Origin of the sequence: Streptomyces sp. enrichment culture (assembly GCF_964272895.1) — a bacterium.
Lineage (GTDB): Bacteria > Actinomycetota > Actinomycetes > Streptomycetales > Streptomycetaceae > Streptomyces.
Window position 1 is genome coordinate 1,444,679 of record NZ_OZ186832.1, and the last position, 24,988, is coordinate 1,469,666.

Here is a 24,988-nt window from a genome sequence, read left to right on the forward strand (position 1 = left end):
CGCACGAATTCATCTCAACTCAGCGCGCTGCGGGCGAGCTTAGTCCGACCGGATCATCGCCGTGTCATATTCGGCAAGCGCCTGAAATGACCCCCGCAACAGGAGTACGCTCAGCCCCATTTGCACGCTGCGACCACAGTCACACACGGAGCGTAGCGGAGTACAGGCATACGAAAACTACTCACCGTAACGAGTGAACCTGCCCAGGAAAAAGGGCGGGGCGGGCAACCACGCGCTCACCCGCGCACGGTCACCCGCCCCGCCCGAAGGACGATCAGCCCACCGACGAGTAGGCGACGACTCCCCGCAGCAACTCCTCGACCGCCTTGCGCGCGGCCTTCGGCACGGTCGACCCCTCCGGCGGAGCCGCCGCCTGGATCTGCCCCAGCACGTCGATGACCTGCTTGCACCAGCGCACGAAGTCACCGGCCGGCATCTCCGCCTCGCGCAGCACCTCGTCGAGCCCCTTGCCGGAGGCCCACATGTACGCGGCCCACGCGAACCCGAGGTCCGGCTCGCGCTGTCCGACCCCCTCGGTCTGGCTGATCCGGAACTCCTCCTCCAGCGCGTCCAGGCGGCCCCAGATCCGCACCATCTCGCCCAGCGCGGCCTTGGCCTTGCCGGACGGCAGCTTCGGCGCGAGCGCGTCGTCCCCGACCCGGGCCTCGTACACCAGCGCCGAGACACAGGCGGCGAGCTCCGCCGGGTTCAGCCCCTCCCAGACCCTGGCGCGCAGGCACTCGCTGGCCAGCAGATCGAGCTCGCCGTACAGACGGGCGAGCCGCCGGCCGTGCTCGGTGACCTCGTCGGCACGCAGGTAGTCCAGCTCGGTCAGCAGCGCCACGATCCGGTCGAAGGTCCGCGCGATGGTGTTCGTACGGCCCTCGATGCGCCGCTCCAGCTGCGAGGTGTCCCGCAGCAGCCGGTAGTACCGCTCGGCCCAGCGGGCGTGGTCCTCACGGTCGTTGCAGCCGTGGCAGGGGTGGGCGCGCAGCGCGGCCCGCAGCCGGGCGATCTCGCGGTCGTCGGCCGCCTGCGAGCGCCGCTTGCGGTGACGCTCGGGCTCGATGTGGGCGGCCTTGCTGCGCAGCGCGCTCGCCAGGTCCCGACGGGACTGCGGAGAGCGCGGGTTGAAGGACTTGGGGATCCGCATCCGCTCCAACGGCTCCACCGGCACGGGGAAGTCGATGGACGCCAGCCGCTTCACCTGCCGCTCGGCGGTCAGCACCAGCGGACGCGGCCCGTCGTGATGGTCGAACCCCCGGTGGCCGTTGGACCGCCCCGCGGGCAGCCCCGGGTCGAGGACCAGCGCCAGGCCCGCGTACTTGCCGGTCGGCACATGGATGACGTCGCCCGGCTTGAGCCGCTCCAGGGCGACCGCGGCCTCCGCGCGCCGCTGCTGCGCGCCCTGGCGGGCCAGCTCGGTCTCGCGGTCCTTCAGCTCGCGCCTGAGACGCGCGTACTCCTCGAAGTCGCCGAGGTGGCAGGTCATCGACTCCTTGTAGCCCGCCAGGCCCTCCTCGTTGCGCTGCACCTGCCGGGAGATCCCGACGACCGACTTGTCGGCCTGGAACTGCGCGAAGGAGGTCTCCAGCAGCTCGCGCGAGCGGTGGCGCCCGAACTGCTCGACCAGGTTGACCGCCATGTTGTACGACGGCTTGAAGCTGGAGCGCAGCGGATAGGTGCGGGTGCCCGCGAGGCCCGCGAGCTGCTCGGGGTTCATCCCGCGCTGCCACAGCACCACCGCGTGGCCCTCGACGTCGATGCCGCGCCGGCCCGCCCGGCCGGTGAGCTGGGTGTACTCGCCCGGCGTGATGTCGGCGTGCTGCTCGCCGTTCCACTTGACCAGCTTCTCCAGCACCACGGACCGCGCGGGCATGTTGATGCCCAGCGCGAGGGTCTCGGTGGCGAAGACGGCCTTGACCAGGCCGCGCACGAACAGCTCCTCGACGACCTCCTTGAAGGTCGGCAGCATGCCCGCGTGGTGGGCGGCGATACCGCGCTCCAGGCCCTCCAGCCACTCGTAGTAACCGAGGACGTGCAGATCCTCGGTGGGGATGGAGGCGGTGCGCTCCTCGACCAGGGACCGCACCTGTTCCCTCGCCTCTTCGTCGTTCAGCCGCAGCCCCGCGTACAGGCACTGCTGGACGGCGGCCTCGCAGGCGGCGCGGCTGAAGATGAAGGTGATGGCGGGGAGCAGTCCCTCGGCGTCGAGGCGCTCGATGACCTCGGGGCGGCTCGGCGTCCAGATCCGGGAGCGCTGGCGCCGCTCCCGCTCCCGGTCGGCCTCGCGCATGGCACGACCGCGCCGGCGGTCCGGGTAGGAGGGCCGGCTGGCCTCCATGCGGGCCATCCGCGTCAGGTCGGGGTTGACGGCCTTGCGGTGGCCCTCGCCCTCCTCGAACAGGTCGTACATCCGGCGCCCGGCGAGCACGTGCTGGAACAGGGGCACGGGCCGGTGCTCGGAGACGATCACCTCGGTGTCGCCGCGGACGGTGTCCAGCCAGTCGCCGAACTCCTCGGCGTTGGACACGGTCGCGGACAGTGACACCAGGGTCACCGACTCGGGGAGGTGGATGATCACCTCTTCCCATACGGCGCCCCGGAAGCGGTCGGAGAGGTAGTGCACCTCGTCCATGACCACATAGCCGAGGCCCAGGAGCGTCTGGGAACCGGAGTACAGCATGTTCCGCAGGACCTCGGTGGTCATGACGACCACCGGGGCGTCGGAGTTGACGCTGTTGTCGCCGGTGAGCAGGCCGACCTTCTGTGTGCCGTAGCGACGGCACAGGTCGTTGTACTTCTGGTTCGACAGCGCCTTGATGGGTGTCGTGTAGAAGCACTTCTTGCCCTGTTGCAGGGCGAGGTGGACGGCGAACTCGCCCACGATCGTCTTGCCCGAGCCCGTCGGCGCGGCGACCAGGACGCCCTTGCCCGCTTCGAGTGCCTGGCATGCCTCTATCTGGAAGGGGTCGAGGCCGAAGTCGTACATCTCGCGGAAGGAGGCGAGCGCGGTGGCCTGCTCGGCAGCGCGCTGACGGGCTGCCGCGTACCGCTGGGCCGGTGAGAGGTCCTCTGTCATCGTGCTTTCGAGCGTACCGTTCCGCACTGACAACAGGACGATCTTTATCTCGGACCCGCCCCGAGATCGGATGATCATCCCAGCTCAAGGGGTGTGGGGCCCGCGATACGCGAAGCGGCCGGCGGCGCCGTGGGGCGCCCCGGCCGCGGACCGCGGTGGGAGGTCGACGTGGGCGACCCCGCGGGGTGCCCAGAGGTGCTCAGGTCACGTCGTCGTAGCCGTTGACCCGGTCCGTGCTCGGCTGCTCGGGCAGGGCCCGGCTCGCGGTGACGGGCTCGACCGCGCCGACCTCCTCGGGCGTGAGGTCCAGCTCGGACGCCTCGTCGGGGTCGGGCTCCAGGGCCTCGCGGCGGGCGCGGCGCCGGTCGTTGATGAGCGAGACGGCCGTGGCACCGAAGTAGAGCACCCAGATCGGTCCGGCGAGGGCCAGCATCGACAGCGGGTCGGTGCTGGGCGTGGCGATGGCCGCGAAGACGGTGATGCCCAGGATCATGCCGCGCCACCAGCCGAGCATGCGCTTGCCCGTGATCGCCCCGGTGAAGTTCAGCATCACCAGCAGCAGCGGCAGCTCGAAGGAGAGGCCGAAGACGATGACCATGCGCGTGACGAGGTCGAGGAGGTCGTCCAGCGGCAGCAGGTTGTCGACACCGAACGGCGTGAACTCGATCAGGACGTTCGCGGTGGTCGGCAGCACCCAGTAGGCGAAGTAGGCGCCGGCGAAGAAGAGCGGGACGCCCGTTCCGACGAACGCGTACGCGTACTTCTTCTCGTGCCGGTGCAGACCGGGCGCGACGAACGCCCACAGCTGGTAGAGCCACACCGGCGAGGCGAGGACGACACCGGCCATGAGGGACACCTTCAGGGCGAGGGTGAAGGGTCCGAGGAGGCCGTTGATCGTGATCTCGGCGCACGGGCTGTCGCCGCTGCGCTTCGCCAGCTCGGTGAACGAGTCGGGGCATCCGACCGAGTCCAGGACCGGCTTGGTGAAGAAGTCGATGATGTCTTGGTAGAAGAAGGCAGCCAGGATCGTGACGACGATGATGGCCAGCACTGCCTTCGCGAGCCGGTTGCGGAGCTCACGCAGGTGTTCCGCGAGGGGCATCCGCCCCTCGGGGTCCTTCTCCTTGTTGCGGGCAGGCTTCAGCAACCCACGTTCCCATCTCCTACGGCGGGCCGGAGGTCACCGGCCCTGCGTCAGCGCTTGGTCGTGTCCGTCGGCTCGTTGACCGGCCGGGAGCTGGACACGTCGCCGGGCGCGGCCTGGATGACGCGCTGAGCGGGAGCCTGGTCGTCGCCGGGGTTCGGCGGGTCGGCGGGAGCGGCGGCCTTGCCGTCCTCCTTCATCGCCTTGGCCTCGCTCTTGAGGATGCGGGCGGACTTGCCGAGCGAGCGAGCCATGTCCGGAAGCTTCTTGGCGCCGAACAGCAGCAGGATGATGACGAGAATCAGAGTGATCTCGAGCGGGCCGATCTTTCCGCCGAACATATGCTTTACCTTCTCACCGAGGCGAATTGATGGGACACTGTCCGACCGGCCGGACAGGTGTCCGAACGATCGTGCCGCCTGCGATCGTAACGCCCGGGGGTGAACCTCAGGCAATCCCCGTGCGTACTCCCTGTTTCGCGGTCCGGGCCTCGATCAGCGGGCCGCGACCAGCAGCGTACCCGGCGCAACGGGCAAGTCGACAGGGCGAAGCCGCTCAGAACGCGCCGGGCGCGGGGCCTCACGGGTGACGTCGAGCACCCCTCGACCGACGCCGCACAGCCCTCACAGCGTGTCGGCCGCGCGGGCCGCGCTCACCGTCGCGCGCTCCAGGTCCTCGGCCGCTCTGCCGATGCGCCGAGCCGACTCCGTGACCTGTCTGCCCAGGCGCTGCGCCTCGAGGAACACCCGCACGGCGAACACGCCGAGGACGGCGAGACCCAGGAAACCCACAGCAACCGCGAACATCGGCCAGAACATGACGCCGAGCCTAGACGGTCCCGCTACGTGGAGTGCAGCCGCAGGGTGCGCACGCCGCCGCCGGTGAGCAGTTCCACGATCCGCTCCCCCGCGGGCTTGCGCACCGAGGCCCCGCAGTCGGGGCAGGTGAAGGAGTAGAACGTGGTGCGGCTGGAGGCGCCGATGGCCAGGCGCAGCGCACCGGCGCCCAGCTCGAAGCGGCCCCGGCAGTCCGGGCAGCCCGCCCGGAACACCACGGGCGCCACACTTCTCATCCCGGCGAACGCGGAGGCCACCGACATGCCCCGAACCCCAAACGACTCCGACTCGCTCAAAGCTCCTGCTCCTGCCTGCCGTAGGACCCACCGGAACCCATGGCCGGGGCACCGGGACCCATGACCGGCGCACCGGTCGCGCCGGAACCCACGGCCGAGCCACCCTGCGCACCGACACCGCCGCGGGCCGAGCCGGCATCACCGACGCCCTGGACCGAGCTCTCCGCGCCGACACCGTGGGCGGAGCCGGCGCCGCCGACACCCTGGACCGAGCCCTCCCCGCCGACGCCCCGGACCGAGCCCGTGCCGGCGGGACCCGGCGCCGAGTCCTCCTCGCCGGCGCCTCCGACCGACGCGTCCTGCGCGTCCTGTGCGTCCTGCGCGTCCTGTGCGTCCGCCTCCAGCCCGTCGTACGCCGCGAGTGCCTCGCGGGCCGCCCGGCGGGCGCTGTCGGCCAGCTCGCGGGGCGCGACGATGCGGCCGTCGGCGCCGAGGCGCAGGGCGAGGCGCTTGAGGGAGGCCGGGTCGGGGGTGCGCAGGGTGATGCGCAGTCCGCCGTCGGGCAGCTCCTCGGCGCTGTCGTGCGGGTAGTACTCGGCGACCCAGCGTCCGCCGGGCCCCACCTCGATGACGACCTCGGGGTCCTCCGCGGCGGGCTGCACCAGGGCCTCGGACAGGTCGCGCAGCTCGATCTCCGGCGGCGCGGACGGCTCGTCGAGGATGCGGATCTCGGCGACCCGGTCGAGCCGGAAGGTGCGGCGCGCCTCGGAGCGCCGGCACCACGCCTCGACATAGGTGTGGCCGACGCTGACCAGGCGGATCGGGTCGATCTCGCGCTCGGTGACCTCGTCGCGGGCCGGTGAGTAGTAGCGGATCCACAGCCGGCGCCGCTCGGAGATGGCCCGGTCGACGTCGGCGAAGACACCGCCCTCGGACTCGAAGGTGACCGAGAGGCGGGAGCTGGCTCCGGCCGCCTCGCCGGCCGCGGTCTCCACCTTGGCGGTGGCCCGTAGCAGTGCCTGCCGGTCGCTCTCGCGCAGCCCCGGCAGGGTCGCCACGGCCCGCGCGGCCACCAGCAGCGCGGTCGCCTCGTCGGCGGCGAGCCTGAGCGGTTCGGCGGCCTCCGCGCCGAGCGCGGCCGGGTTGTGCCACCAGATGCGCTCGCCGTCGGTGTCGATGTCGAGCAGGTCACCGCCGCGGAAGCTGGTGCCGCACATCGGCAGCACGTCGAGGTCGGAGACCAGCTCGTCCTCGGTGATGCCGAAGGCGCGGGCGACGTCCTCCACGCGCGCGCCGGGGCGCTCGCGCAGATACGTCACCAGCGACAGCATCCGCCGGGTCTGGTCGATGGCGTTCGTGGGCCTGACCGGTTTGCCTGCCACGTTCTTGCCCGCTCCCCCTCAGCCCTTGGCCACGGCACGCAGCCGGTCCACCACGTCGGCCCGCAGCTCGGCGGGCTCCAGCACCACCACATCGGGCCCGAACTCCACCAGCCAGGCGTCCAGCCCGTGGCCGTACGGAATCTCCAACTCGTCCCAGCCGTCACCGAGTTCCCGCACCGCGGTGGCCTTCGCCCGAAGGGGGTAACCGGCGTCCTGACGCAGCCGGATCCGCGCGGTGCGGTCGGCGGTCTCGCCGGCCCAGCTCGCGACGGTCTCACGGACGGTGACGACGTCCGGCACGGGCGCGGTGAACGCCCCGCTGCGGCTGCGCACCTTGCCGGTGATCCGCGACAGCCTGAAGACCCGCTCGGCGCCCCGGTCGCGGTCGAAGCCGGCGAGGTACCAGTGCCCGCGCCAGCACTCCAGCGCCCATGGCTCGACCTGACGGGTCTCGGGGTGGGCGGCGGTGGCCTTGCGGTAGTCGAAGACGACGGGGCGGCGGTCGCGGCAGGCCAGCATCAGCGGCTCGAAGGCCGCCTCGTGCACGGGGATCCGCGGCTCCAGCGCGCCGTGCGCCTCATAGGGGTCGACGTCCTCGGGCAGGCCCGCGGCCCGCAGCTTCTGCAGGGCTCCGCTGGCGGCTCCGGCGAGCCGGGCCTGCTGCCACACCTTGGCGGCGAGTCCGAGGGCCGCGGCCTCCTCGGCGTCCAGGGTGATCGGGGGCAGCCGGTTGGAGTCGCGGCGGGCGAGGTAGCCGACCTCGCCGTCGATGTTCTCGACGGTCTCGATCACCAGGCCCAGCTCGCGCAGGTCGTCCTTGTCCCGCTCGAACATGCGGTTGAAGGAGTCGTCGCTGCCCGCCTCCAGATAGGCCTCGATGGAGTCCCGCAGCTCACGCTTGCTGAGCGGCCGCCGCGTCCCGAGCAGACACAACGCCAGGTTCATCAGCCGCTCGGCCTTGGCAATGGCCATCGACGCCCTTCGCCTTCCCTATGGTGCTTCCGACCGATGACCGTACCGCTCCGTGGTGCCCTGGCAAAAGCCGAGGGCCCATGCCCGGACAGGCATGGACCCCAGGTGATCGGATCCGGTCGGATCGGGCGCACACGTCGTACGACGATCGCACCGCGACCGAACCCGTCAGAACTCCGGTACGACGATCAGACCCCGAGCAGGTCGACCACGAAGATCAGCGTCTCACCGGGCTTGATGGCCGGGGTCGGGCTCTGGTTGCCGTAGGCGAGGTGGGCCGGAATGGTCAGCTGGCGACGGCCGCCGACCTTCATGCCCTGCACACCCAGGTCCCAGCCCTTGATCACACGGCCGCCACCCAGCGGGAAGCGGAACGGGGTGCCGCGGTTCCAGCTGGCGTCGAACTCCTCACCCGTGCTGAAAGCGACACCGACGTAGTGCACGGTGACGGTCTGACCCGCCTGCGCGACCTCGCCGTCGCCCTCCCAGATGTCCTTGATCTCCAGGTCCGCCGGGGGCTCGCCGCCCGGGAAGTCGATCTCGGGCTTGTCGATGTTCACGTAACTAGCTCCTGCATGTGTACGAAAAAGGCAACGCGCACAGTCTTTCATCCCCCCGCGCCGAGCGCCCGCGAGCGGGGCGGCGGCGTCACATCTTGGCGAGGATGTCCACCGTGAACACCAGCGTGGCGCCCTTCTCGATGCCGCTGCCCTGCGGCGGGTTGTCGCCGTAACCCAGGTCCGGCGGGATGACGATCAGCACGCGGCTGCCGACCTTCTTCCCGGTCAGCCCCTGCGACCAGCCCTTGACCACCTGCTGCAGCCCGAAGGACGTCAGCGACTCGCGGCTGTACGTCGAGTCGAACTCCTTGCCGTTCGACCACTGCACGCCCTTGTACTGCACCAGCACGCTGTCCTCGGCCCCCACCTCGGCGCCGGCGCCCTCGATGACGTAGTTCGCCACCAGCTTCTTCGGCGGGTCCGTCTTCGGCACCTCGATCGAGGGCGCCTTGCCGTCGGTGTTCGTGCCGGCCTTGGGCAGGTCCACGTTGTCCTGCGCCACCTCGGTGCCCTTGGCGGAGCTCCTGGCGTTGAACGTGTCCTGCACATCCACCACGAACACCAGCGTGTCCGTGCCCTTGATGCCCGCCTGAGCGTTGCCCTGCTTGCCGTAACCCCAGGTCGGCGGCACGGCCATCTCCACCCGGCTGCCGGTCTTCTTGCCCGCCAGGGCATAGCGCCAGCCGTCGATGATGCTGCCCTGCGCGAGCTGGATCACCAGCGGCGTCTTACGGTCGTAGGAGTTGTCGAACACCTTCGCGGTGTCCCAGACCTGGCCGAGATAGTGCGCCTGGATGTAGTCGTTCTCCGCGACGGTCTTCCCGGCGCCCGCGATCACCGTCTTCACCGCGATCTGCTCCGCCGGCTTCCCGCTGCCCTTGGCCACGGTCGGCTTCTGGTCGAACTTCACCCCCGCCGTGATCGCCGGCAGGGGGCCGTCCACGATCTTGGGCGACGGGGTGGAGTACTGGCTCTTGTCCGTCGGCGACGCACTGTCGCTGGCCTTGCCGGAGTCGGCCTTCTCGTCGCCGCAGGCGGCGAGCGTGACCAGTCCGGCGGGAACGGCGGCAAGGATGAGGGAACGTCGGCGCACGGTGGGGGCCTCGTAATCGGTCGATCTTGTCGGTGGACGTGCGCGCAACTCTACGGCGTGAGAAGGGCGCCGTACGGGAAACGTACGGCGCCCGTGTTGCGTTCCGGCACCGCGCCGGAACTTCTGCCTCACATCCCGGCGATCAGCTTCTCCACCCGGTCGTCCACCGAACGGAACGGGTCCTTGCACAACACCGTCCGCTGCGCCTGGTCGTTGAGCTTCAGATGCACCCAGTCGACCGTGAAATCACGGCGCTGCTCCTGCGCCCTGCGGATGAAATCACCGCGCAGCCGCGCCCGAGTGGTCTGCGGCGGGACCGACTTGCCCTCGAAGATCTTCAAGTCGTTGCAGATCCGGGCGGCTTGGCCCTTCTTCTCCAGCAGGTAGTACAGGCCACGACGACGGTGGATGTCGTGGTAGGCGAGGTCTATCTGCGCCACGCGCGGATGCGACATCGTCATGTTGTTCTTGGCCCGGTAGCGCTCGATGAGCTTGTACTTCATCACCCAGTCGATCTCGGTGGCGATCCGGTCGAGGTCCTCCGTCTCGATCGCCTCCAGAGCCCGGCCCCACAGCTCCAGCACCTGCTCCACCGTGCCGGTGCGGATGCCGCGCCGCTCGCAGAAGTCCACGGCCTTCTCGTAGTACTCGCGCTGCACCTCCAGCGCGGACGCCTCCCGGCCGCTGGCCAGGCGCACCTTGCGCCGACCGGTGATGTCGTGGCTGACCTCGCGGATCGCCCGGATCGGGTTCTCCAGGGTCAGATCGCGCATCACGGTGCCCGCCTCGATCATGCGCAGCACCAGGTCGGTCGCCCCGACCTTCAGCAGCATCGTCGTCTCCGACATGTTGGAGTCGCCGACGATGACATGCAGCCGGCGGTAACGCTCCGCGTCCGCGTGCGGTTCGTCCCGCGTGTTGATGATGGGCCGGGAACGCGTCGTCGCCGAGGAGACGCCCTCCCAGATGTGCTCGGCCCGCTGACTGACGCAGTACACCGCACCGCGCGGGGTCTGGAGCACCTTCCCCGCACCGCACAGCAGCTGCCTCGTCACCAGGAACGGGATGAGGATGTCCGCGAGCCGCGAGAACTCCCCGTGCCGGGCCACGAGATAGTTCTCGTGGCACCCGTAGGAGTTGCCCGCCGAGTCGGTGTTGTTCTTGAAGAGGTAGACGTCGCCCGCGATTCCCTCCTCGTGCAGGCGTCGTTCCGCGTCCACCAGGAGTCCTTCGAGAATGCGCTCGCCGGCCTTGTCGTGGGTGACCAGTTCGATCACGTTGTCACATTCGGGTGTCGCGTATTCCGGATGTGACCCCACGTCGAGATAGAGGCGGGCGCCGTTCCGCAGAAAGACATTGCTGCTACGGCCCCATGACACGACACGGCGGAAGAGGTACCGCGCCACCTCGTCAGGCGACAGACGGCGCTGTCCCCTGAACGTGCACGTGACGCCGTACTCGTTCTCCAGCCCGAAAATGCGGCGGTCCATGACTGAACATTACGCCCGATCCCCTGAACTGAAACGGGGTTCGACGGCACGATTTGGATCATTTTCCGATGAAGCCGCAACGACCGCACCCCGGGCAGGAGCTGCGAGGACCCGCCCGGTGGCCACCAGCACGAGCAGCGACACCGCCCCGGCCGCGCTCGGCACCGCGAAGCCCCACAGCGCGCCGCCCTCCTCGACGACCGGCCCCGTCAGGCCCGTTCCCACCGACGCGCCCACGGTGAACGTGGTCACCAGCCAGGAGAACGCCTCGGTCACCGTGCCGCTCGGCGCGTGCCGGTCCACGATCACGAAGGCGCAGGCGATGGCCGGGGCCAGGAACACCCCGGCGAGCGCCGTCAGCCCCGTCATGGCCACCGCGCCCGGCATCAGCATCAGCGGCAGGTAACACACCGCCAGGAACGCCACCAGCACTCGCAGTCGCCGCTCCGGCGCGCCGGCCCACTGCCGCGCCCCGTACACGCTGCCGCCCACCAGCGCGCCCAGCCCCAGCGCCGCCATCAGCCAGCCGTACACCGCGTCACCGCCGTGCTCGTCGGCGTACGGGACCGCCGCCACCGTGATGGAGCCCAGCGCCATCCCGATGAACAGGAACGCGGCCAGCAGCGCCACCAGGCCCGGCGAGCGCAGCGCGCCCAGCCAGTGCGCCTCCCGCGGCGCCGAGCGCCACGCGCGCGAGGGCGCCGAGACCACCACGGACAGCGCCCCGAGCACGCCCACGGCGTTCAGCACGAGCAGCGCGGCCTGCTCGGACCACACCGAGACGCACAGCGTCACCAGCAGCGGTCCGACCGTGAACATGACCTCCTGGGCCACCGCGTCCATCGCGTACGCCGTGTGCACCTGCTCCTCCCGGCGCAGCACGCTCGGCCACAGCGCCCGCAGCCCGCCCTCCAGAGGCGGCGTGAACAGACCGGCGAGGGCCACCGCGGCGTACGACAGCCCCAGCAGATCGGGGCCGGTGAACGCGAACGCCGTCATCGCCAGGGCCGACAGCAGCGCCGCGGGCAGCTGCACCCGGGGCTGCCCGTGCAGGTCCACCAGGCGCCCCAGGACGGGCTGGCCCACCGCGTTCGCCACGCCGTAGACCGCGGCCAGCGCGCCGGCGAGGCTGTAGGAGCCGCCCTCGGCGCGTACGAACAGCACGATCGCGATCGCCGCCGTGGCGTTCGGCAGCCGCCCCACCAGCGTCCCGACCAGCAGCCGGGCGGCGTGCTTCGCTCGGAGGATCTCCAGGTATCCCGCGGCCATGATCCGCCCTTCCGGCCCAAGTTTTACGTATAACGTCCTCCGTCATACGTACCATGTGCGCTGTTCACCAGTCCAGGCGAACGACCGGACCCAAGGAGGCAGGCCCACGGTGGCACACGGCCGTACACGCCCCACCAGCCGGGACGTCGCCCACGCCGCGGGCGTCTCCCAGGCGGCCGTCTCGCTGGTCCTCGGCGACAAATGGCGCGGCCGCGTCTCCGAGGCGACCGCCGAACGCGTACGCCGGGCCGCCCAGGACCTCGGCTACCGGCCCAACCTCGCCGCCCGCAACCTCCGCCTCGGCCGCACCCGCACGGTGCTCCTCGTCGTCCCCGCCCTGACCACCGAGTTCTTCGCCGGCGTCTACACCGGAGCCGCCCGCGTCGCCGCCGCGCACGGCTTCGGCGTGGTCCTCTACCCCTCCCCCGAGGGCATCGGCCCCGCCCGCGACCCCTTCGCCTCCGCCCAGGCCGCCCTCGACGGCGTCATCGCCTCCTCCATGGCCGCCGACGCCCTCACCGCCATCCGCGGCGACCAGCTGCCCCTCGTCATGCTCGACAGCGACCCCCGCGGCAGCCACGGCGCCGCCACCGTCAACCTCGACATCACCGACGGTGTCCGCCAGGTCGCCGACCACCTGCTCGCCCTCGGCCACCGTGACCTCCTGCACCTCGCCGCCGATGTGCCCTCCTGGACCTTCGAGATCCGCGCCCGGGAGCTGGCCGAACGGCTCGCCGCGGTGCCGGGCACCAGCCTGCGCACCGCCCGCAGCCCCCTCGCCATCGACGCCGCCCGCACCGCCGCCGAAGCCGCCCTCACCGCCCCCGGCCCCCGGCCCACCGCCGTCATCTGCGACGACGACCTCCTGGCCGCCGGCACCTACAAGGCCGCCCGCCGCCTCGGCCTGCGCATCCCCGACGACCTCTCCGTCACCGGCATCGACGACCTCGGTCTGGCCACCGCCATCGACCCCGAGCTCACCACCGTCCGCCTGGACGCCGAGCTCTTCGGCGAACGCGGCATGCACGCCCTCCTCGCCGTCCTGGAGGGCCGCACACCCGCACGGGGCGACATCCCCGTGGAACTCGTCGTACGGGCCTCCACGGCGCCCCCACCGGCCCCTTGAGACGCCGGACGCCCCGCACCGAAGGGGGTGCGGGGCGTCCGGACGAGGCGTGCGGGCGGTCAGCTCTCCTCGGAGGAGCCCTCCTCCTCGGACGCTTCACCCGCCGCCGACGCGTCCTGCTCCAGCAGCCGCGCCAGCTGACGGCCCTGGATCCGCTTGAACTTGCGCTTCTGCGGCCGTGTACGGTCCAGCACCGCCACCTCGAGCCGCTCCGCGGGGATCTCCCGCTGCGAACCGTTCGACTCGCGCGACAGCGCCTGCACCGCCAGCTTGAGCGCCTCGGCGAGCGTCATACCGTCCTGGTGACGCTGGTCCAGATAGCTGCCGATCAGCTCGGCGTTGCCGCCGACCGCCACCGAACCGTGCTCGTCCACGATCGAGCCGTCGTGCGGCAGCCGGTAGATCTGGTCGCCCTCCGGCGTCTCGCCCACCTCGGCGACCACCAGCTCCACCTCGTACGGCTTCTCGCCCGCACTGGAGAAGATCGTGCCCAGCGTCTGCGCGTAGACGTTGGCGAGGCCGCGAGCCGTCACGTCCTCCCGGTCATAGGTGTAACCGCGCAGGTCGGCGTAGCGCACACCGCCGATCCGCAGATTCTCGTACTCGTTGTACTTACCGGCGGCCGCGAAGCCGATCCGGTCGTAGATCTCGCTGAACTTGTGCAGCGCGCGGGACGGGTTCTCGCCGACGAACACGATGCCGTCGGCGTACTGCAGCACGACCAGGCTGCGGCCCCGGGCGATGCCCTTGCGGGCGTACTCCGCCCGGTCGGCCATGGCCTGCTGAGGTGAGACATAGAACGGCGTCGACACCGGTTATCCGTCCCTTTCTGTCGAAATCACTGGATCACCTTGCAACAAGCGGCAGCCCGCTACAGCAGCGCCGCCCGCGGACCGTCCGGCTGCTCCAGCCGGCGCTCCAGCACCGAGCGCGCGATCTGCGAGGCCTCGTCCTCGGAGAGCCGGCGGAAACCGTCCTCGGTGATCACGGTGATGATCGGGTAGATCCGGCGGGCGACATCGGGACCACCGGTCGCCGAGTCGTCGTCGGCCGCGTCGTACAGGGCCTGCACCACCAGGGTCGTGGCCTGGTCCTCGGTCAGGTCGTCACGGAACAACTTCTTCATCGCGCCCCGGGCGAAGATCGAGCCCGAGCCGGTGGCGGCGTAACCCTGCTCCTCGGAACGGCCGCCCGTCACGTCGTAGGAGAAGATCCGGCCCTTCTCGCGGTCCACGTCGTACCCGGCGAAGAGGGGCACCACGGCCAGCCCCTGCATCGCCATGCCGAGATTCGACCGGATCATGGTGGAGAGGCGGTTGGCCTTGCCCTCCAGCGACAGCTGGGCGCCCTCGACCTTCTCGAAGTGCTCCAGCTCCAGCTGGAACAGCTTCACCATCTCCACGGCGAGACCGGCGGTGCCGGCGATGCCGACGGCCGAGTACTCGTCCGCCGGGAACACCTTCTCGATGTCCCGCTGAGCGATGACGTTGCCCATCGTGGCCCGCCGGTCACCGGCCAGCACGACGCCCCCGGGGAAGGTCACGGCGACGATCGTCGTCCCGTGCGGCGCCTCGATCACACCCTTCGTCGGCGGCAGTTGCCGGTTCCCCGGCAGCAGCTCCGGCTGGTGCTCGGAGAGGAAGTCCATGAAGGAGGAGGATCCAGGCGTCAGGAAGGCAGCTGGTAGACGCCCGGTGCTACGAGTGTTGGCTTCCACGCGTTTCCTTCCAGGTAGTCGGCAGCTCGGTTCATCGTGTCGGGGTCGTCCCTCAACAGGCCGAGGCCGGAATTGCAGTTGAAGCACAGTACGCCACGGACCCTACCCGTCTTGCGGCAGTGATCCACATGCGTCGCGGGAGCCCACGTGCAGACACGGCGGACGCCGTCCCGAGGCATGCTCGGTACTCGTGATCGCCTCCTGGCCGGTCACGCCGCGTGCGGTCTGGGCCCACCCCGCCGCACGCGGCGCTTCAGTTCCGATGCGCCGGCCACCACTCCACCCCACCCGCCTTCGAATCGAAGGCGATGCGGCTTACTGGCCACCCTTTTGCACGAAGCTTCGCACGAAGTCCTCGGCGTTCTCCTCGAGTACGTCGTCGATCTCGTCCAGGACGGAGTCGACGTCGTCGCTCAGCTTCTCGTGGCGCTCCTTGAGGTCCTCCGAAGCCTGCGCTTCCGCGGCCTGCTCCTCGACCTCTTCGGTGGAGCGCGTGGCCTTCTGCTGGCCGCCGCCGGTGTCCTTGGTTGCCATATCCCTCACCCCGCTCTGTTGCCCGACATGGTCGACAGGTCGGCTTTCCTGCCGATCGGTGGTGATCAGACCCTACAAGCCGGGTCCGACATCGGCCCCGCAGTTCGTACAACGTGCGGGGGCCATCGTGATGATTCCCGGACGCCGGGGTTTCCACCCCGGCGCCCGAGCCGGTCCGTAGTGGTGTTCGAGTACCCGTTCAGCCGCCCGAGAGCACCCTGACCAGGTCTTCCGCGGTGCGGCAGCGGTCGAGGAGCTCCTTGACGTGATTTCGCGTTCCGCGTAGCGGTTCGAGGGTTGGGACGCGCTGCAGGGAGTCGCGGCCGGGGAGGTCGAAGATGACCGAGTCCCAGGAGGCCGCGGCGACGTCGTCGGCGTACTGCTCCAGGCAGCGGCCGCGGAAGTAGGCGCGGGTGTCCTCCGGGGGCTTGGACTTGGCCCGCTCGACGTCCTGCTCGTCCAGGAGGCGCTTCATGCGGCCGCGGGCCACCAGACGGTTGTAGAGGCCCTTCTCGGCGCGTACGTCGGCGTACTGGAGGTCGACGAGGTGCAGGCGGGCGGCGTCCCAGTCGAGGCTGTCGCGGCGGCGGTAGCCCTCCATGAGCTCGCGCTTGGCGACCCAGTCGAGCTCGCCGGCGAGGCTCATGGGGTCGTTCTCCAGGCGGGTGAGGGTGTCCTCCCAGCGGGCCAGGACGTCCTTGGTCTGCTCGTCCGCGTCCGCGCCGAAGCGCTCCTCGACGTACTTGCGGGAGAGCTCGAAGTACTCCATCTGGAGTTGTACGGCGGTGAGGGTGCGGCCGCTGCGCAGGGTGACCAGGCGCTTGAGGCTCGGGTCGTGGCTGACCTGGTGGAGGGTGCGTACGGGCTGGTCGACGGCCAGGTCCACGGCGATGAAGCCGTCCTCGATCATCGACAGGACCAGGGCGGTCGTGCCCAGTTTCAGATAGGTCGAGATCTCGGAGAGGTTGGCGTCGCCGATGATCACGTGCAGGCGGCGGTACTTCTCCGCGTCGGCGTGGGGTTCGTCGCGGGTGTTGATGATGGGGCGTTTGAGGGTGGTCTCCAGGCCGACCTCGACCTCGAAGTAGTCGGCGCGCTGGCTGAGCTGGAAGCCGTGCTCATGGCCGTCCTGGCCGATGCCCACGCGGCCGGCGCCGGCGAAGACCTGGCGGGAGACGAAGAAGGGCGTGAGGTGGCGCACGATGTCCGAGAAGGGGGTCTCCCGCTTCATCAGGTAGTTCTCGTGCGTGCCGTAGGAGGCGCCCTTGTTGTCGGTGTTGTTCTTGTAGAGGTGGATGGGCTGGGCGCCGGGGAGCGCGGCGGCGCGTTCGGCGGCCTCGGCCATGATCCGCTCGCCGGCCTTGTCCCAGAGGACGGCGTCGCGGGGGTTGGTGACCTCGGGTGCGCTGTATTCGGGGTGGGCGTGGTCGACGTAGAGCCGGGCGCCGTTGGTGAGGATGACGTTGGCCAGGCCGATGTCCTCGTCGGTGAGCTGGCTGGCGTCGGCGGCCTCGCGGGCGAGGTCGAAGCCTCGCGCGTCGCGGAGCGGGTTCTCCTCCTCGAAGTCCCAGCGGGCCCGGCGGGCCCGGTGCATCGCCGCCGCGTAGGCGTTGACGATCTGGGACGAGGTGAGCATGGCATTGGCGTTGGGGTGGCCGGGGACGGAGATGCCGTACTCCGTCTCGATGCCCATTACTCGCCGTACGGTCATGCGGCCCTCCTTGCCCGGCGGCGTCCTCGGTCGTGGGCGCCGCTCAGATACCGCTGGCGCTGGGTTGCGTGTGCGGTGCCCGTCCCCGCACTGCGCGACTCGGCGGTACCGAAGAGCCTAGAACGGCTCTGCGCTGGTGTGGAGATCATTTGCGTCATTGCCTCGATGCGGCGGCGCCAGGAAAACAGTCGGCTGCGGGTACCCGGTGGAGGGCACCCGCAGCCGCCCTGCTCTTTACAGGTACTGTCCGGTGTTGGCCACCGTGTCGATGGACCGTCCGGTGTCGGCGCCCTGCTTTCCGGTGATGAGGGTGCGGATGTAGACGATCCGCTCGCCCTTCTTTCCGGAGATGCGGGCCCAGTCGTCGGGGTTGGTGGTGTTGGGAAGGTCCTCGTTCTCCTTGAACTCGTCCACGCATGCCTGGAGCAGGTGGGAGACGCGGAGGCCCTTCTGGTTGTGTTCGAGGAAGTCCTTGATCGCCATCTTCTTGGCGCGGCCCACGATGTTCTCGATCATGGCGCCGGAATTGAAGTCCTTGAAGTACAGGACTTCCTTGTCACCATTGGCGTAGGTCACCTCGAGGAAGCGGTTCTCCTCGGATTCGGCGTACATGTGTTCCACGGCCGTCTGGATCATGGCCTGGACGCACGCGCTCTTGTCGCTGCCGTGCTCCCGCAGATCCTCCGCGTGCAGCGGAAGGCGCTCGGTGAGGTACTTGCCGAAGATGTCCTTGGCGGCCTCGGCGTCCGGGCGCTCGATCTTGATCTTGACGTCGAGGCGGCCGGGGCGCAGGATCGCCGGGTCGATCATGTCCTCGCGGTTGGAGGCGCCGATCACGACCACGTTCTGCAGGCCCTCCACGCCGTCGATCTCGGCGAGCAGCTGCGGGACGATGGTGTTCTCCACGTCCGAGCTGACGCCGGAGCCTCGGGTGCGGAAGAGGGACTCCATCTCGTCGAAGAAGACGATGACGGGGGTGCCCTCGGACGCCTTCTCGCGGGCTCGCTGGAAGACGAGGCGGATCTGGCGCTCGGTCTCACCGACGTACTTGTTGAGGAGCTCGGGGCCCTTGATGTTCAGGAAGAAGCTCTTGCCGGCGGCCTGGCCGGTGACCTCGGCGACCTTCTTGGCCAGCGAGTTGGCGACGGCCTTGGCGATGAGTGTCTTGCCGCATCCGGGGGGTCCGTACAGCAGGACGCCCTTGGGCGGCCGCAGTTCGTGCTCCTTGAAGAGGTCGGGGTACAGGTAGGGCAGTTCGACCGCGTCGCGGATGGCTTCGATCTGGTTGCCGAGGCCGCCGATCTGCTCGTAGCCGATGTCGGGGACCTCTTCGAGGACGAGTTCCTCGACCTCGCTCTTGGGAACGACCTCGTAGACGTAGCCGGAGCGGGGTTCGAGCAGCAGGGCGTCGCCGGGGCGGATGGTGACGTCCAGCAGCGGCTCGGCGAGCCGTACCACCCGTTCCTCGTCGGTGTGCCCGAGCACCAGGGCGCGTTCGCCGTCCTCAAGGATCTCCTTGAGGGTGACGATGTCCCCGACGCGCTCGAACTCCATGGCTTCGACCACGTTGAGCGCTTCGTTGAGCATGACTTCCTGGCCGCGCCTGAGGTCGTCGAGTTCGACGCTCGGGCTGACGTTGACGCGCAGTTTGCGGCCGCCGGTGAAGATGTCGGCGGTGCCGTCCTCGTTGGCCTGCAGGAAGACTCCGAAGCCGGCCGGCGGCTGGGCGAGCCGGTCGACTTCCTCCTTGAGGGCCACGATCTGGTCGCGGGCCTCGCGGAGCGTGTTGGCGAGACGTTCGTTCTGGGCGGACACGCCGGCCAGGTTGGTCTGCAGCTCGACGATCCGCTCTTCGAGAATCCTCGTGTGTCGCGGAGAGTCGGCGAGCTTGCGTCGCAGGACGGCGATCTCCTGCTCAAGGTAGGCGATCTGCCCGGCCGGGTCTTCGGACCCTCGTCCCGGGCGGATGCCGCGGTTCATGTCGTCGTCGTGGGCTGCCACGGTCCTCACCTCCTCCAAGGGGAGCTGGACGCTTCCAGACCCTACCTGGGTGGGTGTCGATTGAAACCCCTAGATCACAAAGACTGTCGGGGTGTGTCCGATCTTCACCCTTGCGCTCTCCCTCACGCCAGGGGAATACCCACCGAACACGGAGGGGAAGCGGGCACAGGTAGGGTCAAGGTGTTCAACACCCGTCAGGGCCTGGAAGGTTCCCCAAAGGCCCGGCGAACGAAACGGCAGGAGAGATGACCGTGCAGCAGGACGCCGCAGTCGCCGGCGAGGCGCTGGAGGTCTGGATCGATCAGGATCTGTGCACCGGCGACGGCATCTGTGTGCAGTACGCGCCGGAGGTCTTCGAGCTGGACATCGACGGTCTGGCGTATGTGAAGAGCCCGCAGGACGAGCTGCTGCAGGAGCAGGGGGCGAGCACGCCGGTGCCGCTGCCGCTGCTCACGGACGTGGTGGACTCGGCGAAGGAGTGTCCGGGCGAGTGCATCCATGTGCGGCGCGTTTCGGACAAGGTCGAGGTGTACGGTCCCGACGCCGAGTGACCGCACACCTACGGTTCGTTACGACAGTCTGATTTCTCACACCATGGGTATCCGGTGTCACACGCTGCGCGCCTCGGAGGGTGTCGAGCGGACGAATGTTCCGTTGTCCCACTGCCACTTCGCGCGCTCGGTGACGTCGGGGCAGCAGGTGGGCACGTCGGGCGAGGAGTAGCCGAGCAGGTCGGCCCGGACGGCGCTGGCGCGCACGGCGAGGCCGGTGACCTTCTGACGCTCCTCGGGATCGACAAGCGTGGCGACCACGCGCGCGTGTGCGTCGCCGGTGCCCTGGGTGAGGACGTAGACGCCGTCGGGCGGGGTGCTCATGCCGGCGTCGCAGTGGGCGACGGCGACCGTCTCCGGGCGGCCGTCCCCGTCCAGGTCGCCGGTCGCCTTCTTGGCGACGACGATCTTCACCGGGCCGCATTCCAGGGGGAACTCGACGCCGGTGGTGGCGGGCGGTGCCGCGGCCGGGGCGGACTTGGGGGCGGTGCCGGGTGCCTGTGCGGCGGTCGCCGAGTCGGGCTGGACGACGGAGGAGAGGGCGACGACACCGGCGAGGGCGGTCGCGGTGGCGAGCCAGTGGATCGGGTTGGTGTGCGTGTGTGCCAGTTCCGGGACGGCGGATTGCTGCACTAGGAGCGTCTCCTGTGAGGGCTGTGCCGGTGGGGGGGTGGCCAGCATGGTGCCACACGTCACAGTGCGGGGGAACGGCGGGGGTGCGGGTTGTGCGCGGGGGCTGCGGGGGCCGGGAGGTGTGGGGTCAACGACGAAGCGCCGTGGTGGAGTTCCCGTCGGGATCGGGGAACTCCGCCACGGCGCGGCGTCGTTGGACGCGGTGAGCGACCGGGTCAGCGGCCGAGGCCGCCGTCGGCGTTGGGGCCGGAGTAGTCCTCGCCGTAGGCGCCCTTGGCGGGGCGTCGGCGGCGCATGGGCGGCTCGACGCCGTCGGCGAGGCGGCGGGCGGTGAGGAGGAAGCCGGTGTGGCCGATCATCCGGTGGTCCGGGCGGACGGCGAGGCCCTCGATGTGCCAGTTGCGGATCATCGTCTCCCAGGCGGTCGGCTCGTTGAAGCAGCCGATCTCCCGGATGGACTCGACGGTCCGGGCGAGCTGGGTGGTGGTCGCCACGTAGCAGCACAGGATGCCGCCGGGGACGAGGGCCTTGGAGACGGCCTCCAGGCACTCCCAGGGGGCGAGCATGTCGAGGATGACGCGGTCGACGTCGGTGTCGGACAGGTTGTCCTGGAGGTCGCCGACGGTGAGCTGCCAGGCGGGGTGCGGGCCGCCGAAGTAGCGCTCCACGTTCTGCTTGGCGATCTCGGCGAAGTCCTCGCGGCGCTCGTAGGAGTGCAGCATGCCCTGGTCGCCGATGGCGCGCAGCAGGAAGCTGCTGAGCGATCCGGAGCCGACGCCGGCCTCGACGACGCGCGCGCCGGTGAAGATGTCGGCGAAGGCGAGGATCTGCCCCGCGTCCTTCGGGTAGACGACGGCTGCCCCTCGGGGCATGGACAGGACGTAGTCGGGGAGCAGGGGGCGCAGCGCGAGGTAGGCGACGTTTCCGGTGGTGCGGACAACGCTGCCCTCGGGAGCGCCGATCAGCTCGTCGTGCGGGAAGCTCCCCTTGTGGGTGTGGAAGTTCTTCCCGGCCTCGAGCGTGAACGTGTAGTGGCGGCCCTTGGGGTCGGTCAGCTGTACCTGGTCCCCGACCTTGAAGGGCCCGCGCCTGCGGGCGGCACCGGTCGGTTCGGACATGTGACCAGCCTACCGGCCTTTGCGGGGGCCGCCGACCACTAGGAGGGGCGGGCCATCGCCTTCACGAAGGCGCGCTCGACGTCGGCGGCGGACAGGACGCCGTAGATCTCGCCGGTCTCCTCGACCACGAGGTACTCGGTGGCGGGGGTGGCGCGCAGGGCGTCCAGCAGGTCTTCTCCGGCGAGCTCGGCGGAGACGCGCATGCCGTCGGTGAGGTCCTGGGCGAGGCCGCTGACGGGCACCCAGGGGCGGCGGTGCTCGGGGACGCCGACGATGGCGGCCTCGCGGACCAGGGACAGGGGGGTGCCGTCGCCGTCGACGACGACCAGGGCGCGGGCGCCGGCGGCGTTGGCGCGGCGCAGGGCCTCGGACAGGGGGGTGTCGGCCTGGACGGGGACGGCGCGGCGGGTGAGGGTGCGGGCGCGCAGTTCGGGGAGGTGTTCGCGCAGTCGGGCGACGCGCAGGCTGTTGCCGGCGCCGGTCCAGATGATGGCGGCGAGGATGGCGGCGAGCAGGGCGTCCATGACGGTGTCCATGCCGACGTTGTCGACGGCGTCGGAGCCGAGGGCGCCGGACTGGGTGAGCAGCGGCAGGCCGATCAGGACGCAGACGGCGAGGGCGCGGCCGACCCAGGCGGCGGCGACGGTGCCGCTCATGGGCTTGCCGGTGATCTTCCAGACGACGGCGCGGAGCATGCGGCCGCCGTCCAGGGGGAGGCCGGGCAGGAGGTTGAAGGCGGCGACGATGAGGTTGGAGATCATCAGGCCGGCCAGCAGGACGCCGGGGACGGAGCCGGGTTCGACGGCGAGCATCGCGGCGTAGAAGACGCCCGCGAGGACGAGGGAGAGCAGCGGTCCGACGAAGGCCAGCACGAATTCCCGGCCGGGGGTCTCGGCCTCCTTCTCGATCTCGGAGACGCCGCCGAAGAACTGGAGCTGGATGCGGCGGACCGGGAGGGCGAAGCGGAGCGCGGCGATGGTGTGGGCGAGTTCGTGGACGAGGACGGAGCCGTAGAAGGCGACGGCGAAGAAGAGGGAGACGAGGTAGCGGGCGGCGCCGAGTTCGGGGAGCACGCGGTCGAGCTGGCCGCCGAAGACCCAGGTGATCAGGGCGGCGACCAGGAACCAGCTGGGGGCGACGTAGACGGGGACGCCGAAGGGGCGGCCCATGAGGAGGCCGCCTCGGGGGTCCCGCTGCGGGCGCCCCTTGCCGGGGGTGCCGTCGGTGTGGGCGAGGGTGCGGTGGCCGGGGTCGGCGGGTGCGGTGCCGGGGCCGGCGGCCGGGGGCTCGGTGGAGCTGGGGGCCGCTGGGGAGTCGCTCTTGGTGAGGTCCGGTTCGCCGTGCGGGGTGCGGGGGGCTTCCTGGTGCGGGCCGTGGGGGCTGGTCGCGCCGTTCCCCGCGCCCTTTTCGGCGGCGTTGTCGGCAGGCTCGGCGCCAGGGGTCCGGTCGGACGCGGGTTCCGGCGAGGGGGCGTCGGTGCGTGGCGGGTCGGCGGGGGGTGTGGGTGTGGTGGGCGGGGTCGTGTGGGCTGGCTTGGGCTCGGCCGGGTGTTTCTCGTCCGGCCGCGGCTGGCCGCTCCCGCCGCTGTGGTCCACGGTGTCCCCTCGTTCGGTGCGTCTTCCGCGCCTGCCGGGCGGAAGGGTCTCGGGTCGATGGTATGCGGCCGGGGCGGCGCGCTCCGCCCCGGCACCCTCGGTCGTCCGGTCCGTCCGGGGCGGGCCTCACGCGTCCCCTGCGGCCGCCCCGGTCACTCCGTTTCCCTACCCAGTCGTGCCGTCGTCTCCCCCGTCTCCCACGGGGAATGCGTGACTGTCGGTGGTGGGCCGTAAGGTCTTGGGGCATGGAGACCAGCACCGAGAGCGCAGCCGAGGCCGTGACGACGCCGGCCGGGGAGCCCGTGGGCTCTGTCCCGGCCGTGGCCGCCATAGCGCCGGCCTCGCTGTCGCCCTCGCGGGCCAGTGACTTCATGCAGTGTCCGCTGCTGTACCGGTTCCGGGTGATCGACCGGCTGCCGGAGAAGCCGAGTGAGGCGGCGACCAGGGGCACCTTGGTGCACGCGGTGCTGGAGCGGCTGTTCGACGCCCCGGCGGTGGAGCGGACGGCGCCGCGGGCGAAGTCGTTGATCCCCGGTCAGTGGGAGCGGTTGCGGGAGAGCCGCCCGGAGGTCGTGGAGCTGTTCGCGGACGATCCGCAGGGCGAGCGGCTGGCGCGGTGGCTCGGGGAGGCCGAGCAGCTGGTCGAGCGGTGGTTCTCGCTGGAGGATCCGACGCGGCTGGAGCCGGCCGAGCGTGAGCTGTTCGTCGAGGCGGAGCTGGAGTCGGGGCTGCGGCTGCGCGGGATCATCGACCGGGTCGACGTGGCGCCGACGGGCGAGGTGCGGATCGTCGACTACAAGACGGGCAAGGCGCCCCGCCCGGAGTACGCGGAGGGCGCGCTGTTCCAGATGAAGTTCTACGCGCTGGTCGTGTGGCGGCTGAAGCGGGTGGTCCCGCGCCGTCTGCAGCTGGTGTATCTCGGCAGTGGTGACGTGCTGACGTATGACCCGGTCCTCGCCGATCTGGAGCGGGTGGAGCGCAAGCTGCTGGCGCTGTGGGACGCGATCCGGCAGGCGACGGAGACCGGTGACTGGCGGCCGCGGCCGACGAAGCTGTGCGGCTGGTGCGATCACCAGGCGCACTGTCCGGAGTTCGGCGGCACTCCCCCGCCGTATCCGCTGCCGCTCAAGTCGCCGGTGAGGGCGGCCGAGTCGGCCGTGGGCGAGCAGGGCAGAATGGGGCCGGACTAGCGAAGGAGACTTACGTGGCCATCCGTGTCCTACTGGTCGACGACCAGCCGCTGCTGCGTACGGGCTTCCGGATGATTCTGGAGGCGGAGCAGGACATCGCGGTCGTCGGCGAGGCCGGGGACGGCCTCCAGGCGCTCGACCAGGTGCGGGCTCTGCAGCCCGATGTGGTGCTGATGGACATCCGCATGCCGCGGATGGACGGTGTGGAGGCGACCCGGCAGATCACCGGGCCCGGGCGGGACGGCCCGGCGAAGGTGTTGGTGCTGACGACCTTCGATCTCGACGAGTACGTGGTGGAGGCGCTGCGGGCGGGCGCCAGCGGGTTCCTGCTGAAGGACGCCCCGGCGAACGAGCTGGTGCAGGCGATCCGGGTGGTGGCCGCCGGTGAGGCGATGCTGGCGCCGAGCATCACGCGCCGGCTGCTGGACAAGTACGCCACGCATCTGCCGTCGGGCGACGAGCCGGTGCCGGACACCCTGCACACGCTGACCGAGCGTGAGGTGGAGGTGCTGAAGCTGGTGGCGCGCGGGCTGTCGAACGCGGAGATCGCCGCGGATCTGTTCGTGAGCGAGACGACGGTCAAGACGCATGTGGGCCATGTGCTGACCAAGCTGGGGCTGCGCGACCGGGTGCAGGCGGCGGTGTACGCGTACGAGAGCGGGCTGGTGCGGCCGGGCGCCCAGCAGTAGCGGGAGCAGTGTGAACGCCGAAGGGCGCCCTCCCGCGGGAGGGCGCCCTTCGTGTCGTA

General features: G+C 70.4%; 22 protein-coding genes and 2 pseudogenes. 4 read left to right on the plus strand and 20 right to left on the minus strand.

The genetic code is table 11. The features are described 5' to 3' along the window. Positions 1–274: 274 nt before the first annotated feature. From ACSU6M_RS06545 to ACSU6M_RS06595, 11 genes and pseudogenes are all read right to left on the minus strand, one after another. Positions 275–3,082 carry a DEAD/DEAH box helicase gene (locus ACSU6M_RS06545; protein ID WP_437067824.1) on the minus strand — a complete coding sequence of 936 codons (2,808 nt, stop codon included), beginning with the start codon at positions 3,080–3,082 and terminating at the stop codon, positions 275–277. A 199-nt stretch (positions 3,083–3,281) separates the two neighbouring features. Beyond that, positions 3,282–4,229, minus strand: a complete 948-nt coding sequence (gene tatC, locus ACSU6M_RS06550; RefSeq protein ID WP_437067826.1) for a twin-arginine translocase subunit TatC — start codon at positions 4,227–4,229, stop codon at positions 3,282–3,284. A gap of 47 nt (positions 4,230–4,276) precedes the next feature. Beyond that, complete coding sequence (tatA, locus tag ACSU6M_RS06555) at positions 4,277–4,567, minus strand: Sec-independent protein translocase subunit TatA (RefSeq protein ID WP_437067827.1); 291 nt, start codon at positions 4,565–4,567, stop codon at positions 4,277–4,279. A gap of 282 nt (positions 4,568–4,849) precedes the next feature. After that, complete coding sequence (locus tag ACSU6M_RS06560; protein ID WP_437067829.1) at positions 4,850–5,044, minus strand: hypothetical protein; 195 nt, start codon at positions 5,042–5,044, stop codon at positions 4,850–4,852. Positions 5,045–5,067: 23 nt separating this feature from the next. Beyond that, a complete protein-coding gene (locus ACSU6M_RS06565) occupies positions 5,068–5,358 on the minus strand; it encodes a hypothetical protein (protein WP_437067831.1) in 291 nt (96 codons plus the stop codon). A 334-nt stretch (positions 5,359–5,692) separates the two neighbouring features. Then, a pseudogene (locus ACSU6M_RS06570) lies at positions 5,693–6,680 on the minus strand (helix-turn-helix transcriptional regulator); the annotation flags it as partial. 18 nt (positions 6,681–6,698) lie between these two features. Further along, a complete protein-coding gene (locus ACSU6M_RS06575; RefSeq protein ID WP_437067833.1) occupies positions 6,699–7,652 on the minus strand; it encodes a helix-turn-helix transcriptional regulator in 954 nt (317 codons plus the stop codon). A 188-nt stretch (positions 7,653–7,840) separates the two neighbouring features. Continuing rightward, positions 7,841–8,212, minus strand: a complete 372-nt coding sequence (locus ACSU6M_RS06580) for an FKBP-type peptidyl-prolyl cis-trans isomerase (RefSeq protein ID WP_437067835.1) — start codon at positions 8,210–8,212, stop codon at positions 7,841–7,843. Positions 8,213–8,300: 88 nt separating this feature from the next. After that, entirely contained in the window at positions 8,301–9,305 is a 1,005-nt protein-coding gene (locus ACSU6M_RS06585) for an FKBP-type peptidyl-prolyl cis-trans isomerase (RefSeq protein WP_437067836.1), read from the minus strand. A 128-nt stretch (positions 9,306–9,433) separates the two neighbouring features. Next, entirely contained in the window at positions 9,434–10,795 is a 1,362-nt protein-coding gene (gene pafA, locus ACSU6M_RS06590) for a Pup--protein ligase (protein ID WP_437067837.1), read from the minus strand. Positions 10,796–10,804: 9 nt separating this feature from the next. Then, the gene (locus tag ACSU6M_RS06595; protein ID WP_437067838.1) at positions 10,805–12,064 is read right to left on the minus strand and encodes an MFS transporter; all 1,260 of its coding nucleotides are present in this window, start codon (positions 12,062–12,064) and stop codon (positions 10,805–10,807) included. Positions 12,065–12,173: 109 nt separating this feature from the next. Here ACSU6M_RS06595 and ACSU6M_RS06600 point away from each other — a divergent pair, with 109 nt between their 5' ends. Further along, positions 12,174–13,190 carry a LacI family DNA-binding transcriptional regulator gene (locus tag ACSU6M_RS06600; protein WP_437067840.1) on the plus strand — a complete coding sequence of 339 codons (1,017 nt, stop codon included), beginning with the start codon at positions 12,174–12,176 and terminating at the stop codon, positions 13,188–13,190. A gap of 59 nt (positions 13,191–13,249) precedes the next feature. Here ACSU6M_RS06600 and prcA read toward each other — a convergent pair whose 3' ends face one another. From prcA to arc, 6 genes and pseudogenes are all read right to left on the minus strand, one after another. After that, on the minus strand, positions 13,250–14,002 hold the full coding sequence (gene prcA, locus ACSU6M_RS06605) for a proteasome subunit alpha (RefSeq protein ID WP_437067842.1): 753 nt from the start codon (positions 14,000–14,002) through the stop codon (positions 13,250–13,252). A 59-nt stretch (positions 14,003–14,061) separates the two neighbouring features. Continuing rightward, positions 14,062–14,907, minus strand: a complete 846-nt coding sequence (gene prcB / locus ACSU6M_RS06610) for a proteasome subunit beta (RefSeq protein WP_437067844.1) — start codon at positions 14,905–14,907, stop codon at positions 14,062–14,064. Then, positions 14,859–15,059: pseudogene (locus ACSU6M_RS06615) on the minus strand (endonuclease domain-containing protein); the annotation flags it as partial. The gene prcB and the pseudogene ACSU6M_RS06615, both read right to left, overlap by 49 nt. A gap of 163 nt (positions 15,060–15,222) precedes the next feature. Beyond that, positions 15,223–15,441: a ubiquitin-like protein Pup gene (locus tag ACSU6M_RS06620; RefSeq protein WP_062154959.1), complete on the minus strand. Its 219-nt coding sequence runs from the start codon at positions 15,439–15,441 to the stop codon at positions 15,223–15,225. Positions 15,442–15,640: 199 nt separating this feature from the next. Next, complete coding sequence (dop, locus tag ACSU6M_RS06625) at positions 15,641–17,152, minus strand: depupylase/deamidase Dop (RefSeq protein WP_437067846.1); 1,512 nt, start codon at positions 17,150–17,152, stop codon at positions 15,641–15,643. A gap of 234 nt (positions 17,153–17,386) precedes the next feature. After that, the gene (gene arc, locus ACSU6M_RS06630) at positions 17,387–19,153 is read right to left on the minus strand and encodes a proteasome ATPase (RefSeq protein ID WP_437067848.1); all 1,767 of its coding nucleotides are present in this window, start codon (positions 19,151–19,153) and stop codon (positions 17,387–17,389) included. 245 nt (positions 19,154–19,398) lie between these two features. On the opposite strand from arc, the gene ACSU6M_RS06635 reads away from it, so the two are divergent. Beyond that, positions 19,399–19,704: a ferredoxin gene (locus ACSU6M_RS06635; protein ID WP_437067850.1), complete on the plus strand. Its 306-nt coding sequence runs from the start codon at positions 19,399–19,401 to the stop codon at positions 19,702–19,704. Positions 19,705–19,761: 57 nt separating this feature from the next. Here ACSU6M_RS06635 and ACSU6M_RS06640 read toward each other — a convergent pair whose 3' ends face one another. From ACSU6M_RS06640 to ACSU6M_RS06650, 3 genes are all read right to left on the minus strand, one after another. Next, entirely contained in the window at positions 19,762–20,337 is a 576-nt protein-coding gene (locus ACSU6M_RS06640; RefSeq protein WP_437067852.1) for a hypothetical protein, read from the minus strand. 215 nt (positions 20,338–20,552) lie between these two features. Then, a complete protein-coding gene (locus ACSU6M_RS06645; protein WP_437067854.1) occupies positions 20,553–21,455 on the minus strand; it encodes a tRNA (adenine-N1)-methyltransferase in 903 nt (300 codons plus the stop codon). A gap of 38 nt (positions 21,456–21,493) precedes the next feature. Continuing rightward, positions 21,494–23,050 carry a site-2 protease family protein gene (locus ACSU6M_RS06650; protein ID WP_437067855.1) on the minus strand — a complete coding sequence of 519 codons (1,557 nt, stop codon included), beginning with the start codon at positions 23,048–23,050 and terminating at the stop codon, positions 21,494–21,496. A 245-nt stretch (positions 23,051–23,295) separates the two neighbouring features. On the opposite strand from ACSU6M_RS06650, the gene ACSU6M_RS06655 reads away from it, so the two are divergent. Together ACSU6M_RS06655 and ACSU6M_RS06660 are read left to right on the plus strand one after the other, a co-directional pair. Then, the gene (locus tag ACSU6M_RS06655; RefSeq protein WP_437067857.1) at positions 23,296–24,240 is read left to right on the plus strand and encodes a RecB family exonuclease; all 945 of its coding nucleotides are present in this window, start codon (positions 23,296–23,298) and stop codon (positions 24,238–24,240) included. 14 nt (positions 24,241–24,254) lie between these two features. Then, complete coding sequence (locus ACSU6M_RS06660) at positions 24,255–24,929, plus strand: response regulator transcription factor (RefSeq protein ID WP_356689794.1); 675 nt, start codon at positions 24,255–24,257, stop codon at positions 24,927–24,929. Positions 24,930–24,988 lie beyond the last annotated feature (59 nt).

What these genes read in the sequence shown, in the direction of transcription:
- ACSU6M_RS06560 (WP_437067829.1), bottom strand. Translation starts at nt 5,044, where the DNA reads ATGTTCTGGCCGATGTTCGCGGTTGCTGTGGGTTTCCTGGGTCTCGCC.
- ACSU6M_RS06620 (WP_062154959.1), bottom strand. Translation starts at nt 15,441, where the DNA reads ATGGCAACCAAGGACACCGGCGGCGGCCAGCAGAAGGCCACGCGCTCC.
- dop (WP_437067846.1), bottom strand. Translation starts at nt 17,152, where the DNA reads ATGACCGTACGGCGAGTAATGGGCATCGAGACGGAGTACGGCATCTCC.
- pafA (WP_437067837.1), bottom strand. Translation starts at nt 10,795, where the DNA reads ATGGACCGCCGCATTTTCGGGCTGGAGAACGAGTACGGCGTCACGTGC.
- ACSU6M_RS06575 (WP_437067833.1), bottom strand. Translation starts at nt 7,652, where the DNA reads ATGGCCATTGCCAAGGCCGAGCGGCTGATGAACCTGGCGTTGTGTCTG.
- tatA (WP_437067827.1), bottom strand. Translation starts at nt 4,567, where the DNA reads ATGTTCGGCGGAAAGATCGGCCCGCTCGAGATCACTCTGATTCTCGTC.
- ACSU6M_RS06645 (WP_437067854.1), bottom strand. Translation starts at nt 21,455, where the DNA reads ATGTCCGAACCGACCGGTGCCGCCCGCAGGCGCGGGCCCTTCAAGGTC.
- ACSU6M_RS06595 (WP_437067838.1), bottom strand. Translation starts at nt 12,064, where the DNA reads ATGGCCGCGGGATACCTGGAGATCCTCCGAGCGAAGCACGCCGCCCGG.
- ACSU6M_RS06655 (WP_437067857.1), top strand. Translation starts at nt 23,296, where the DNA reads ATGGAGACCAGCACCGAGAGCGCAGCCGAGGCCGTGACGACGCCGGCC.
- ACSU6M_RS06635 (WP_437067850.1), top strand. Translation starts at nt 19,399, where the DNA reads ATGACCGTGCAGCAGGACGCCGCAGTCGCCGGCGAGGCGCTGGAGGTC.
- ACSU6M_RS06545 (WP_437067824.1), bottom strand. Translation starts at nt 3,082, where the DNA reads ATGACAGAGGACCTCTCACCGGCCCAGCGGTACGCGGCAGCCCGTCAG.